The 13,107-nt window shown below is 60.4% G+C and carries 11 protein-coding genes; 6 read left to right on the top strand and 5 right to left on the bottom strand.

The window, feature by feature from the left end; all coding sequences use genetic code 11:
• Positions 1–840 (top strand): SMP-30/gluconolactonase/LRE family protein, encoded by an 840-nt coding sequence (locus FIU93_RS10960; RefSeq protein ID WP_152505581.1) that lies wholly within the window; start codon positions 1–3, stop codon positions 838–840.
• A 175-nt stretch (positions 841–1,015) separates the two neighbouring features.
• Positions 1,016–2,917, top strand: coding sequence for a beta-galactosidase (locus FIU93_RS10955; protein WP_152505580.1), 1,902 nt, complete (start codon positions 1,016–1,018; stop codon positions 2,915–2,917).
• 206 nt (positions 2,918–3,123) lie between these two features.
• Here FIU93_RS10955 and FIU93_RS10950 read toward each other — a convergent pair whose 3' ends face one another.
• The 5 genes from FIU93_RS10950 to iolG all read right to left on the bottom strand — a co-directional run bounded on the left by FIU93_RS10950 (position 3,124) and on the right by iolG (position 8,957).
• Entirely contained in the window at positions 3,124–3,801 is a 678-nt protein-coding gene (locus tag FIU93_RS10950; RefSeq protein WP_062487180.1) for a DsbA family oxidoreductase, read from the bottom strand.
• Between the two features lie 154 nt (positions 3,802–3,955).
• A complete protein-coding gene (locus FIU93_RS10945) occupies positions 3,956–5,845 on the bottom strand; it encodes a monovalent cation:proton antiporter-2 (CPA2) family protein (protein ID WP_152505579.1) in 1,890 nt (629 codons plus the stop codon).
• Positions 5,845–6,462 carry an NAD(P)H-dependent oxidoreductase gene (locus FIU93_RS10940; protein ID WP_286202421.1) on the bottom strand — a complete coding sequence of 206 codons (618 nt, stop codon included), beginning with the start codon at positions 6,460–6,462 and terminating at the stop codon, positions 5,845–5,847. Before FIU93_RS10940 ends, FIU93_RS10945 begins: the two co-directional genes overlap by 1 nt.
• 187 nt (positions 6,463–6,649) lie before the next feature.
• On the bottom strand, positions 6,650–7,783 hold the full coding sequence (locus tag FIU93_RS10935) for a Gfo/Idh/MocA family oxidoreductase (protein ID WP_152505578.1): 1,134 nt from the start codon (positions 7,781–7,783) through the stop codon (positions 6,650–6,652).
• A gap of 175 nt (positions 7,784–7,958) precedes the next feature.
• Positions 7,959–8,957 (bottom strand): inositol 2-dehydrogenase, encoded by a 999-nt coding sequence (iolG, locus tag FIU93_RS10930; RefSeq protein ID WP_152505577.1) that lies wholly within the window; start codon positions 8,955–8,957, stop codon positions 7,959–7,961.
• A gap of 117 nt (positions 8,958–9,074) precedes the next feature.
• Between iolG and FIU93_RS10925 the strand changes: the two genes are divergently transcribed.
• The 4 genes from FIU93_RS10925 (at position 9,075) to FIU93_RS10910 (ending at position 13,106) form a co-directional block, all read left to right on the top strand.
• Positions 9,075–9,941, top strand: coding sequence for a MurR/RpiR family transcriptional regulator (locus FIU93_RS10925; protein ID WP_077291829.1), 867 nt, complete (start codon positions 9,075–9,077; stop codon positions 9,939–9,941).
• Between the two features lie 145 nt (positions 9,942–10,086).
• Positions 10,087–11,028, top strand: coding sequence for a sugar ABC transporter substrate-binding protein (locus tag FIU93_RS10920; RefSeq protein ID WP_023003006.1), 942 nt, complete (start codon positions 10,087–10,089; stop codon positions 11,026–11,028).
• Positions 11,029–11,197: 169 nt separating this feature from the next.
• Entirely contained in the window at positions 11,198–12,325 is a 1,128-nt protein-coding gene (locus tag FIU93_RS10915) for an ABC transporter permease (RefSeq protein ID WP_055656387.1), read from the top strand.
• A gap of 1 nt (position 12,326) precedes the next feature.
• Entirely contained in the window at positions 12,327–13,106 is a 780-nt protein-coding gene (locus FIU93_RS10910; RefSeq protein ID WP_023003004.1) for an ATP-binding cassette domain-containing protein, read from the top strand.
• Position 13,107 lies beyond the last annotated feature (1 nt).

The following is a 13,107-nucleotide window of genomic DNA, read 5'->3' as shown; positions in this document are numbered from 1 at the left end:
ATGAGCACAGTTTTCGACGAGCGCCAGTGCACCCTTGGCGAAGGCCCGTTGTGGCATCCCGAACGCCAGCAGCTATTCTGGTTCGACATTCTCAACAAGCGCCTGCTCAGCCGTGACAACGGCACGGAAAAGACCTGGCAGTTCGATGAATATGTTTCTGCCGCAGGCTGGGTCAGCCGGACCGAACTCCTGATCGCCAGCTCTTCGAAGCTGTTCCTGTTCAATCTGGAAACGGAAGCCTCCGCAAAGATCTGCGATCTGGAGGCCGACAACACAATCACGCGGTCCAACGACGGCAGGGCAGATCCCAAGGGAGGTTTCTGGATCGGCACCATGGGCTTTGGTGCCGAAAAGAACGCCGGATCGATCTACCGATATTACAAGGGAGAGCTGCGCAAGCTGTTCTCCGACATCACCATTTCCAACGCGATCTGTTTTTCGCCGGACGGCAAGACAGCCTATTTTGCCGACACCGACACCCTGACCATTCAGAAGGTCGCTCTGGACGCCGAGGGCTGGCCGGCAGGTGCGCCGTCCCTGTTCGTCGATCTGTCCGCCGACGGATTCAATCCGGATGGCGCCGTGGTCGATAGTGAAGGGTTCCTGTGGAACGCCCATTGGGGGGCGAACCACGTCGCGCGCTATACTTCGGACGGGAAATTTGCCGAGGCTGTTTCCATGCCTGCAAAACAGATTTCCTGCCCGGCATTCGGCGGGGCGGATCTGCAGACGCTCTTTGCCACATCCGCCGCCGAAGGTCTTGCAGGCGAGCACGAAGGCAAGACCTATTTCGCGCAAGTGAAGGTTCGTGGACAGAGCGAGCACAGGGTCCTGCTCTAACAGGTCCGCCGTTCTTCTCCCGGGTAAAGTTTTGGGAGCACCGGGACCAAATGCTAGTTCAGTGGACCTTTGAAGGGTCCTCAGACCCCGCCTTCGCGGGGATGACACGGAATATGTGGCAACGCTTCACCATCCGGATGAGCGTTGCCGACCCATCAAGCAGTGAGCATCCATCATGAAACGCACTCTCGGCACCTGCTATTATCCGGAACACTGGCCGGAAGAAATCTGGGAAGCAGATGCCCGCCGGATGGCCGAGACCGGGCTGACATGGATCCGCATCGGTGAATTCGCCTGGTCGCGCCTCGAGCCTCGTCCCGGTGACTTGCACTTCGAGTGGCTGGACAGAGCCATCGAGACCTTGGGCCGTGCCGGGTTGAAGGTCGTGCTCGGCACACCGACCGCAACGCCGCCGCGCTGGGTTATCGACAAGCATCCGGACATGGTCGCCGTCGATGCCAACGGCAATCCCCGCAAGTTCGGCTCCCGCCGCCACTACTGCTTTTCACACGAGGGTTTTCGTCAGGAGAGCGACCGGATCGTGAAGCTCGTCGCCGAGCGTTACGGCAACAATCCGCATGTCGCCGCCTGGCAGACCGACAACGAATACGGCTGCCATGACACCATCCTCTCCTATTCGGAAGCTGCCCGAAAAGCATTCCGGGTCTGGCTGAAGCAGCGTTACGGCTCCATTGAAGCGCTCAACCGCGCCTGGGGCAACGTGTTCTGGTCTATGGAGTATCTCTCCTTTGACGAGATCGACCTGCCGAACCTGACCGTAACCGAACCGAACCCCTCGCACACGCTTGCCTTCCGGCGGTTCTCCTCCGATCAGGTGGTTACCTTCAACAAGCGACAAGTCGATATCATCCGGGCGCATTCCAGCGCACCGATCAGCCACAACTACATGGGCCGCGTAACGGATTTCGACCACTTCAAGGTCGGCGACGATCTCGAGATCGCGACATGGGACAGCTACCCGCTCGGTTTTCTGGAAGACCGTGTCGGCGCGGATGACGCCCATCAGCGGGCCTTCATGCGCCAGGGCGATCCGGACTTCCAGGCCTTCCACCACGATCTCTACCGTGCCGTTGGCAAGGGCCGCTGGTGGGTGATGGAACAACAGCCGGGACCGGTGAACTGGGCCCCCCACAATCCTGCTCCGCTGCCTGGCATGATGCGGCTTTGGGCTTGGGAGGCTTATGCCCATGGGGCCGAGGCCGTGTGCTATTTCCGTTGGCGACAGGCGCCTTTCGCGCAGGAACAGATGCATGCCGGCATGCTGCGCCCGGACAATGCCGATGCGCCGGCGCTGCTCGAAGCCCGCAAGGTCGCCGACGAATTGCGCGATGCGCCTGACGTCTCGGCCCCACAGGCACCTGTTGCACTGATCTTCGACTATGACGCGGATTTTGCCTGGACCACCCAGCCGCACGGCAAGGGGCTTTCCTATTTCCAGCTTGTTTTCGACACCTACAAGGCGCTGCGCAAGCTCGGGCTTTCGGTTGATATCCTGCGCGGCGAGACCCGCGACTTTTCCGGCTACAAGATTGTTGCCCTGCCTGGCCTGATCTACGTGCCGCAGGACCTGAAACAGGCGCTTGCGGAAACCGAGGCGCTGGTGGTGATGGGCCCGCGCACAGCCGCCCGCAACGCCGACATGGTCATTCCCGTGCCATTGCCACCAGACATGCCCGGGCTCGATCTTGCAGTCTCGCGGGTCGAAAGCCTGCGCCCGGATATGCCGATGCCGCTCAAGGGCGGTGGCGCCTTCACCGGCTACCGCGAGGAACTGGAAGGTGCTGGCGAAGTCATCCTGGAACTGGAAGACGGCCAACCCGCCGCCTACCGCCAGGAACATCTCGTCTATGTCGGTGGCTGGGGTGACGAAACCGTGCTGAAGCGCCTCTACACCATGCTGTGCGAAGAAGCCGGGATCGACACGCTCGACCTTGCCGGCGGCGTCCGCTGCCGTGTGACCGATGGCCTGAGGATCTGGACAAATTACGGCGCCGAGCCTGCCGACACACCTGCCGGTCGGATCGAGGCTGCAGGGGTGTTGTTCGAAATGCTGTAAGGCAAAAGTGTTTCTACCCTGGGAGTGGTTAGATAACCGAACTCTTCCTCCACCCCGTCATTGCAAGACTTGATCCTGCAATCCATGCCGAGACAGAGCCTCAAACTGAGGCCTGTGGAGCGGGAACGTAACGGCGTGGATGCCATGGTAGCTATGGCATGACGAAGAAATTGGACGATCTACAGGTTATCTCCAAGGCTGTGCCGTCAGGCCGCCTTGCCCTTCGTCAGCTCGGTGATGATGGCTGCGAAATTGTCGACGCCCTGTGCGCCTGATACCAGGTGCTGACGCTCGAAGATGACAGCCGGAACGCCGTGAATGCCGTTGCCGGTCCAGAAGGCTTCTTCCGCGCGAACGGTTTCGGCAAAGCGGCCGTCTTCCAGAACGGCAAGGGCTTCGGCCCGGTTGAGACCAATGCTTTCGGCCACATCCGCCAGAACCTGATTGTCATTGAGGTCCTTCCGGTCGCCGAAATAGGCCTGGAACAGCGCCATCTTCAACTGGTGTTCCTTGCGGCTCTCACCGGCCCAATGGATCAGCTGGTGCGCCTTGAAGGTGTTCACCATGCGCATGTCGTCGGTGAAGTTGAACTCGAAACCAAGGCTCGCGCCAAGGTCCGTCAGCCGGTCCCGCGCTGCCTGGGATTGCTCCGCGCTGGAGCCGTATTTGCGCATGATGTGTTCGCGCAGGTTCTCTCCCTCGGCAGCCATATCCTGATTGAGTTCGAAAGGATGCCATTTGATGGCGGCCGTAACGCCGGTCCGTGCGATCGCCTGTTCGAGCTGCTTGAAGCCGACGATGCACCACGGGCAGACGACATCGGAAACAATGTCGATCTGCAACACATCATCGAGGCCGGTTGTGTCGGTGTCTTGCGAAGTCATGATTGGTTCCTGTTCCGGCGCTGTCAGCCATATGTCTGGCCGGCGCCATTGTCTGTCTTGCACCGCATATAGGAGCCGCTGCCAGCCGGGAAAAGGCAGTGGTTACCACCGGGAAACCTCATTCTTTTGTCGGAACGCTGCTTTCCCCCTCCCGTCAGAGCGTCGCGTCGCCCTTTGGGGGCGGCGTCCAGCCACGCTCCGATCCTTCAGGGCGATCACCGCCCCTGTCGACTTGCATGATTTCGAACAGGGTTTCGGAATGCGCCCGCATGGCATCGATATAGGAAGTGTCGACGCCACCGTCGTTGAAATTCTCGCGAAGGTCATCGAGCATCGCAATGTCGTGATGACGGAATTCCCTCGCCTTGGTGCGCGCCCGGAACGGATGGTACCCCAGCTCGGTCAACGCCTGGCGCCCAAGCGCCAAGGCCCCTTCGAAGACCTCTCGCTCGGCACAATGAGCACCGGCATTTTCCAGTTCGTAGACGTGATGCCGGTCGCGGGCACGGGCGAGGATCCGGACATTCGGATAGGTCTTGGCAACGTGTTCCACCAGTTCGGTCTGCTTGTCGCGATCATCAAGCGCGGCAACGAAGAGGTCGGCATCGTCCAGCCCGGCACCGTGCAGAAGGTCCGGCCGGGTCGCATCCCCATAGAAGGTTCGAATGCCTATCCTGCGCAGGTTTTCAATCGTCTGCGGGTCATGATCGAGAATGATCACGTCGTAGCCACTGGTCAGCAGAAGTCGCGAGACGATCTGGCCGAACCGGCCCATGCCCGCGACAACAACCCGGCCGCGCCTGTCGATGACATCCGGTTCCCGATCCGCTTTCGCCAGAGCCCGTGGAGCGACGATTTTTTCGTAGAAGATGAACAACGCGGGTGTCAGCAGCATGGAAATCGCCACCACCAGGGTCATGGTCTTGATCAGCGATGGTTCCAGCACTCCGCTGCCCGAGGCAAATCCGAACAACACGAAAGCGAATTCCCCTGCCTGTGCCAGCCCGAGCGCGAACAGCCACCGATCTGGCCCGGTGAGGCGAAAGAGGGCTGCAAGCAGGAACAGCACCAGAAACTTGACTGCCATCAAGCCGAGCGCGAGTCCAAGGATCGATAAAGGGGCACCGAACAGCAGGTCGAAATCGATCCCCGCCCCGACCGTCAGGAAGAACAGGCCAAGCAACAGGCCCTTGAAGGGTTCGATATCGCTTTCCAGCTCATGACGATAGTCGCTGTCGGACAGGACAACCCCGGCAAGGAAGGTTCCGAGTGCCGGCGACAGACCGACAAAATCCATGACTAGGGCGATGCCGATTACCAGCAGCAGCGCGGTTGCCGTGAAGATTTCCCGCAGGCGCGCTTCGGCTATGAACCGGAAGACAGGTCGCAGCAGATGACGCCCTGCCAGAATGATTGCGGCAATAACAGCCAGAATGACAAGAGCCTGTGCCCAGCCTGGCAAGGCCGCCAGAGCTTCACCTCCATGACCGGCACTCTCGCCATGCCCATCCGCGGCTCCTTCCCCGCCATGGCCACTGATGGCAAGCAACGGAAGAAGCGCCAGCATCGGAATGACCGCGATATCCTGGGTCAGCAATACCGAGAAGGAACTCTGCCCACCTTGCGTTTTCAGCCAGCCTTTCTCGTTGAGGGTCTGCAAGACGATGGCCGTGGAGGAGAGCGACAGGATCATGCCGAGCGCCAAAGCGCTCTGCCAGTGAAGACCGAACGCCAGACCGGCCGCAGCAAAGACGAGCGCTGTCGCGACAACCTGCAGGCCGCCAAGCCCGACAAGCTGCTGGCGCATTTTCCAGAGCATGGCGGGCTGCAGTTCCAGCCCGACCAGGAACAGCATCATCACCACGCCGAATTCTGCAAAATGCTGCACGTCGGCCGCTTCCGACCCGACGATGCCGATGACAGGCCCGATCACCACACCTGCGATCAGATAACCGAGCACGGAGCCAAGGCCGAGCCGGTTGGCAATCGGCACCGCGATGACGGCCGCGCACAGATAGACGAAGGCTTCGCTGAGCAGCGCCATCAAACCGTCTCCCCTGCCTGTAGGAACGCATCCAGGTCATCCGGCAGGACCGGCGCTGCGGCCGCCTTTGCAAGATCCAGCTGATCGCGGACCAAAGCATTCAGAAGCTTTCCATAGGCATGGCGGTGGGCCTCAAAGCGGTTTTCTTCCAGTGCCCGCCCGGCCCCGAACAGCGCAAAGGGCGCAAGGTAGCGCATGCCGCACAGATCCGCCGTTTTTTCGAATGGGCCCAGCAAGCTGCGCAACTCGGCATGGTTCATGCCCGTTTGCGAATAGGCATCCGGTTTGGCACCGGTCGTGACCGCGTTCAGAAACACCTTGCCATGCAACGCCTTGCCGGCATGACCATAGGCAAAGCCATGTTCCAGAACCAGATCCTGCCACTCTTTCATGATGGCGGGTGCCGAATACCAGTAAAGCGGATGCTGGAAGACAACCACGTCATGAGCCCGCAGGCGGTCCTGTTCCCGGTCGATATCGATGCTGAAATCCGGATAGTCCGCATAAAGATCAACGGTGGTGATCTCCTTGATCGACCGCGCGGTTTCAAACAGCGGCAGGTTCACCTCCGACCTGTGCGGTCGTGGGTGGGCAAAGAAAACGATTACCTTGGCCAAGAGGATCTCCCGGATCTGAGTAAGCCCGCAGAGCCGGCAAGGCCTGCCGGGCACGGCGGACCAACGGTCTGTATTCTCAAGAGTTTATAGGGATCATCCGCAACAGATAAAGGGCGCGAACAGGAACCGGCCTGTTCGCGCCCATTGAACAATAAAGTGAGCGATAGACAGTGGGATGCTGTCGGCGTCAGTCCGCCCTGGAGACCCGTACCCGGGAGCCCGTCTCTCCGGCTTCGGCAATCGCATGAATGACCGCTTCAAAATGAAGCGCCTCCCGGAACGACGGCACGGCATTGCGCCCTTCGGAAATCGCCGTCAGGAACTCATGAACCTCTATCACCTTCAGATCGTTGAACCCGAGCTGATGGCCGGCGGCCGGAACGAATTGCCCGTACGGGGGATGAGCTGGCCCGCTGAGCAACGTCTTGAAACCCTGTTCGGCAAGCTCACCCCGGTTCTGATAGAGACGGAGTTCGTTCATGCGCTCCTGATCGAAGGTGATCATGCCTTCCGTTCCATGCACCTCGAAGCCGATGTAGCTCTTGCGGCCCCAGGCACTGCGCGAGGTCGAGACAACACCATGCACACCGTTTTCGAAGGTCAGCAGCGCAGAAGCGATGTCTTCGTTTTCAACCGGACGCCGCTCGCTTGAGCCATTGCCCATGGGCCGTGTTTCATGAACCGTCCTTGTCTCCGCGACCAGGCTTTCGACCGGTCCGACGAGCGCGGTTGCGAGCGAAATCAGATGGCAGCCAAGATCGCCGAGCGTGCCGAGGCCGGCATCGGCCTTGGTTGCCCGCCAGGTCCAGGCGAGGTCCGGATCAGCCTGGTAGTCTTCATCGACCATGCCGCGAAAATGCACGATCCGGCCGATAGCGCCATCCGCGATGAGTTTGCGGGCATGCGAAATCGCCGGATTATGCAGGTAGTTGTAGCCGACGATGGTCTTCGCACCTGTTCTTTCGGCAACAGCCAGCATCTGTCTGGCGTCCTCCAGGCTGAGCGCCATCGGTTTTTCCAGATGCACATGCTTGCCGGCCTCGAGCGCGGCAAGCGCCATTTCCTTGTGCACCTTGTTGGGTGTGGTGATGCAGACGATATCGACCTTCGGATCCGCAATCAGATCTTTCCAGTCGCTCGTTGCCCTTGCAAAGCTGAACTGGTCGGCAAAGGCTTCTGCCTTTTCTGCAGGAACATCGCACAACACTTCCAGGCGGGTCGCCGGCACATCGCCGAACACCGCTTTCACCGAACCATAGGCAAGCGCATGGCACTTGCCCATGAAACCGGTGCCGATCAATCCGATACCGAGACTTGTCATGTAATCCGATCCTCCCGGAGGTGACGAAGCGGACCGTTCCGCCCTTTAACCTCATCCTGAGGAAGCGCCTTGGCGCTGTCTCGAAGGATGGGCTGCTTGCTCATGAGTGTGCCGCCCATCCTTCGAGACGGACCAGACGGTCCTCCTCAGGATGAGGTCATAGTGGTTCTGACGCTCAGACTTCGTCCATGCCGACGGCGCGGCGTTCGGCGATGGACTTGAGGGCAGCTTCCGCCAGGGCGAGTGCCTTCAATCCGTCCTCGCCACTCGGTGACGGCGCAGTACCGGTTTCGATAGCCTCGACGAAAGCGGTGATTTCAGCCGCATAGGCTTCCGTGTAGCGGGTCATGAAGAAATCATGCAGCGGCGGACGGGTGTATCCGGCTTCAGTTGCCACTTCGATGGATACCGGACGCTGGTTTTCCGCACTCACCACACCCTTGGAGCCATGCACTTCTATGCGCTGGTCGTAGCCATAGGTTGCCCGGCGGGAATTGGAGATGGAACATTGCTTGCCGGACGCCGTCGTCAGCACCACCATCGCGCTGTCGTAATCGCCGAGCTTGCCGATTTCCGGATCGACCAGAACCGACGCCGTCGCGTAGACGGTCGTGACTTCATCGCCGAGCAGGAACCGGGCCATGTCGAAATCATGGATGGTCATGTCACGGAAGATGCCGCCGGACGACGTGATGTAGGATGGCGGCGGTGCACCCGGATCGCGCGAGGTGATCTGCACCATTTCCACGTCGCCGATCCGCCCTTCGTCAATGGCTGCGCGCACGGCGCGGAAATGCGGATCGAAACGGCGGTTGAACCCCAGCATCAAGGTTGCGCCAAGGTCTTCTACCGTCTTCAGGCAGGCTTTTACCCGGTCCAGCGACAGATCGACCGGCTTTTCACAGAAGATCGCCTTGCCTGCGCGTGCAAACTTTTCGACCAGATCGGCATGGGTGTCGGTCGGCGTGCAGATGATCACCGCGTCGACATCTCCGGCGGCAGCGATCTCGTCGATCGTGCTGACACGGGCGCCATAGGCGGCTGCGAGCGTTTCGGCGGCTTCCGGGAAGGCGTCCGCAACAGCGACGAGCGTCGCACCGGCGGCCGCGCCAACGGCCTTTGCGTGCACTTTACCGATACGTCCAGCCCCAAGCAGGGCGACATTGACGGCCATGATACTTCCTCCCGGATGACATGTGGCAGAGCGGTTTGAACCAGCGCTTGCCAATTTAGAATAAAAATTCCAAAATCATTTTCGACGGAATGTGTCAAGCCGGAAAAGAAGAAGACAATGAATGACGCCTCGCCCGATCCAGAAAATGAACCCAATCTCGCCACCGCCGAAATCCTTGCGCCGCCGCAGTCGATCGATGCGTTTTTTGCCCGGCTCGGCAGCACCGCCGAAAGACTGCCCAAGCGCCTGAAACAATTCGCGAACTACATCGCCGCCAATCCGGACAAGGTGGCGGTTTCCACGGTTGCCGAACTTGCCGAAGGCGCCGACGTTCAGCCGTCCGCCGTGATGCGTTTCTGCCAGGAAATGGGCTTTTCCGGTTTTTCGCAAATGCAGAAACTGTTCCGCTCGGACTATTCCCAGAAATGGCCGGACTACGCCACCCGCCTCGCCAAACTGCGCGAGCACGGCACCGAGTCCCCTTCTGCGCTCTTGGCCGAATTCGTCGAGGTTGGCCGTTCTTCGCTGGAAAATCTGCTGACAACCGTCGACCCGACCGCGCTTCAACAGGCAGTCGATGTGCTGGCCCGTGCCGAAACGATTCACATGATCGGCTTCCGCAGGGCCTTCCCGGTCACGTCGTATCTTGCCTATGCCTTCGAAAAGATGGACGTGCCGGCGGTTCTCCATTCAGGCATCGCCAACATCAACATGGAACACCTGATCCGACCGAACGACGCGGTCATCGCGGTGACCTTCGCCCCGTACACGGAAATGACCATCGACATGGCCACCAAGGCCCGTGCCAGCGGCGCTGACATTGTCGCGATTACGGATGTCGTGACCAGCCCGCTCGCACGCCTGAAAGCAATCCAGCTACTGGTCTCGGAACTGGACGTAGGCGCGTTCCGGGCGCTGTCCGCAAGTCTCTCCCTGGCCATTGCCCTGGCCGTTTCCGTGGGGGCTCAACGGAACAGGCTGTGATCTTTCTGGAAAAAATCTGTTGCGCTTCGATAAAAATGGAATTTATATTCCAAATGCGGCAACGGCGATCCCGAGCCGCCACAGACTTCTGATGACGCGGGTGGGATTGTTCGAGGCCCGCGGTCCACGTTCTGGGAGGAACACCATGAAGAAGACACTTATTGCAATGGCGGCTGCCGCCGTTGCCTTTACCGGCCTTGCCGCTCCGGCCTCCGCTGATGGCGAACGTTTCGTTCTGGTCAGCCATGCACCGGACAGCGACAGCTGGTGGAACACGATCAAGAACGCCATCACCGTTGCCGGTGGCCAGATGGGCGTTGAAGTGGAATACCGCAACCCGCCGACAGGCGACCTTGCCGACATGGCTCGCATCATCGAACAGGCTGCTGCGTCCAACCCGAACGGCATCATCGCGACGATCGCCGACTACGACGTTCTGAGCGGCCCGCTGTCCAACGCGGTCGCCAAGGGCATTCCGGTCATCACCATCAACTCGGGCACTGAAGAGCAGTCCAAGAAAATCGGCGCTCTGATGCATGTCGGCCAGCCGGAATACGATGCCGGCAAGGGTGCAGGTGAAAAGGCCAAGGCGGCCGGCGTCACCAGCTTCCTTTGTGTGAACCACTACATCACCAACCCGGCTTCGGTTGAACGTTGCCAGGGCTATGCTGATGCACTGGGCGTCGAACTGGGCGGCCAGATGATCGACAGTGGCCAGGACCCGGCTGAAATCAAGTCCAAGGTCATGGCCTACCTGCAGGGCAACCCGGACACCAATGGCGTCCTGACCCTCGGCCCGACCTCTGCGCATCCGACGCTGGCTGCGCTGGAAGACATGGGCAAGTCCGGCACCATCCACTTCGGCACCTTTGACCTTTCCGGCGAAATCGCTGAAGCCATCAAGGGTGACGTGATTGCATTTGCCATCGACCAGCAGCCTTACCTGCAGGGCTACCTGCCGGTCGTCATCCTGACGAACCTGGCTCGTTACGGCGTGGTTCCGGGCAACTCCATCAACTCCGGCCCGGGTTTCGTGACCAAGGGCAACATTGCCCTGGTGGAAAAATACGCCGGCGAATACCGCTAAGCTGAAGGGCCGCCAGGCGCGGCCCTGTGGAGAGGCGGCCTTCCGCCTCTCCCTTGCAACTGACACGCTCGCGCACCCCTAAGGGTAAGCGCTGAATTCCAGAACACTGTTCTGCGGCCGGGCCGCATACTGGACGCGGCCGGCCACCCCGGCACGCAGGAGGAGACCTATGGCTGAGACACAATCGGCAGCCGCCCCTCGGAAAGACGAGCGCATCCGCGAAATGTCGCCCATGCGCAAGGCCCTGATCCGCCCGGAGCTGGGCGCGATCTGCGGCACTATTCTCGTATTCATGTTCTTCCTCGGCATCGCCAGCGACAGCGGCATGTTTGCCCCGGAAGGCATCATCAACTGGGGCACAGTCTCTGCCCAGTTCGCCATCATCGCCGTCGGCGCCTGCCTTTTGATGATCGCGGGAGAGTTCGACCTCTCCGTCGGCTCGATGATCGGCTTTTCCGGCGTCATCATCGCGCTCTTCACTGTTCAGTGGGGGTTCCCCGCATGGTTCGGTATCCTGGTCGCATTTGCCATGGCGCTGGCCATTGGCGGGCTCAACGGATACCTGGTCATCAAGACCGGCCTGCCCTCCTTCATCGTCACCCTCGCCTTCCTCTACATTCTGCGCGGTCTGACGATCTTCATTTCCATCGCCACCACCCGCAAGACCATTATCGGCGGCGTGCGTGAAGCGGCGGAAGGTGATCCGATCGCATGGCTTTTCGGCGGCAAGGTCTTTTCCGGCCTCTTTGTCTGGCTGGCCGATCTCGGCATTGTCGGCAAGTTCGTTGCCGGCCCGAAAGCAGGACTTCCGGTGGTCGAAGGCATTCCGATGCTGATGATCTGGGCAATCATCCTGATCGTGTTCGGCCATGTCCTGCTCACCCGCACCCGCTTCGGCAACTGGATCTTCGCCGCCGGTGGCGACGCCCAGGCAGCGCGCTATGTCGGCGTGCCCGTGAACCGGGTCAAGATCCTGATGTTCATGTTCTCCGCCTTCTGCGCCACTATTTTCGCCACCTGTCAGGTGATGGAATTCGGCTCGGCCGCAGCCGACCGCGGCCTCTTGAAGGAATTCGAAGCCATCATTTCAGTGGTGATCGGCGGCGCACTCCTCACCGGCGGCTACGGTTCGGTGGTAGGCGCGGCGCTTGGCGCACTGATCTTCGGCGTCGTTCAGCAAGGCCTCTTCTTCGCCGGGGTCGAAAGCTCGCTTTTCCGGGTTTTCCTCGGCGTTATCCTGCTGCTCGCCGTGATCCTCAACACCTACATCCGCCGCATGATCACGGGGGAACGCTAAGATGTCCGACAACCTCATCGAACTCGTCGATATCGAAAAACACTTCGGCCCGGTGATCGCCCTCAATGGTGTCTCCGTGTCCGTCAAGGCCGGCGAATGCCACTGCCTTCTGGGCGACAACGGCGCGGGCAAGTCCACCTTCATCAAGACCATGTCCGGCGTCCACAAGCCGACCAAGGGCAAGATCCTGATGGAAGGCAAGGAAGTCAGCTTCAACAGCCCGCGGGACGCCATGGAAGCCGGCATCGCGACCGTCTACCAGGACCTGGCGATGATCCCGCTGATGTCGGTGACCCGGAACTTCTGGATGGGCCGCGAACCGCAAAGGCGCTTCGGTCCGTTCAAGTTCTTCGATTTTTCCGAAGCCAACGAAGTCACCATGACCGAGATGGCCAAGATGGGCATTCACCTGCGCTCGCCGGACCAGGCGGTCGGCACATTGTCGGGCGGTGAACGCCAGACGGTCGCCATCTCGCGCGCCGTCTTCTTCGGGGCCAAGGTGTTGATCCTCGACGAACCGACATCTGCCCTGGGTGTGCGCCAGACCTCCAACGTGCTGGCGACGATCGACAAGGTCCGCCAAAAAGGCATCGGTGTTGTCTTCATCACCCACAACGTGCGCCATGCCATGGCCGTGGGCGACAGGTTCACGGTGCTCAACCGCGGCAAGACGCTTGGCACCGCAGAGCGCGGAGACATAAAAGCGGAAGAACTTCAGGACCTGATGGCCGGTGGCCAGGAACTGGCGGAACTGGAAGGTTCCCTCGGCGGCACCATCTGAC

It is taken from the genome of Labrenzia sp. THAF35, assembly GCF_009363595.1.
Classification (GTDB): Bacteria; Pseudomonadota; Alphaproteobacteria; order Rhizobiales; family Stappiaceae; genus Roseibium; species Roseibium algicola.
This window is presented reverse-complemented; position numbering and strand designations above follow the sequence as displayed.

Bases quoted from the DNA above. Each gene is read 5' to 3' on its own strand.
- FIU93_RS10960 (WP_152505581.1), top strand. From the start codon at position 1: ATGAGCACAGTTTTCGACGAGCGCCAGTGCACCCTTGGCGAAGGCCCG.
- FIU93_RS10955 (WP_152505580.1), top strand. From the start codon at position 1,016: ATGAAACGCACTCTCGGCACCTGCTATTATCCGGAACACTGGCCGGAA.
- FIU93_RS10950 (WP_062487180.1), bottom strand. From the start codon at position 3,801: ATGACTTCGCAAGACACCGACACAACCGGCCTCGATGATGTGTTGCAG.
- FIU93_RS10945 (WP_152505579.1), bottom strand. From the start codon at position 5,845: ATGGCGCTGCTCAGCGAAGCCTTCGTCTATCTGTGCGCGGCCGTCATC.
- FIU93_RS10935 (WP_152505578.1), bottom strand. From the start codon at position 7,783: ATGACAAGTCTCGGTATCGGATTGATCGGCACCGGTTTCATGGGCAAG.
- iolG (WP_152505577.1), bottom strand. From the start codon at position 8,957: ATGGCCGTCAATGTCGCCCTGCTTGGGGCTGGACGTATCGGTAAAGTG.
- FIU93_RS10925 (WP_077291829.1), top strand. From the start codon at position 9,075: ATGAATGACGCCTCGCCCGATCCAGAAAATGAACCCAATCTCGCCACC.
- FIU93_RS10920 (WP_023003006.1), top strand. From the start codon at position 10,087: ATGAAGAAGACACTTATTGCAATGGCGGCTGCCGCCGTTGCCTTTACC.
- FIU93_RS10915 (WP_055656387.1), top strand. From the start codon at position 11,198: ATGGCTGAGACACAATCGGCAGCCGCCCCTCGGAAAGACGAGCGCATC.
- FIU93_RS10910 (WP_023003004.1), top strand. From the start codon at position 12,327: ATGTCCGACAACCTCATCGAACTCGTCGATATCGAAAAACACTTCGGC.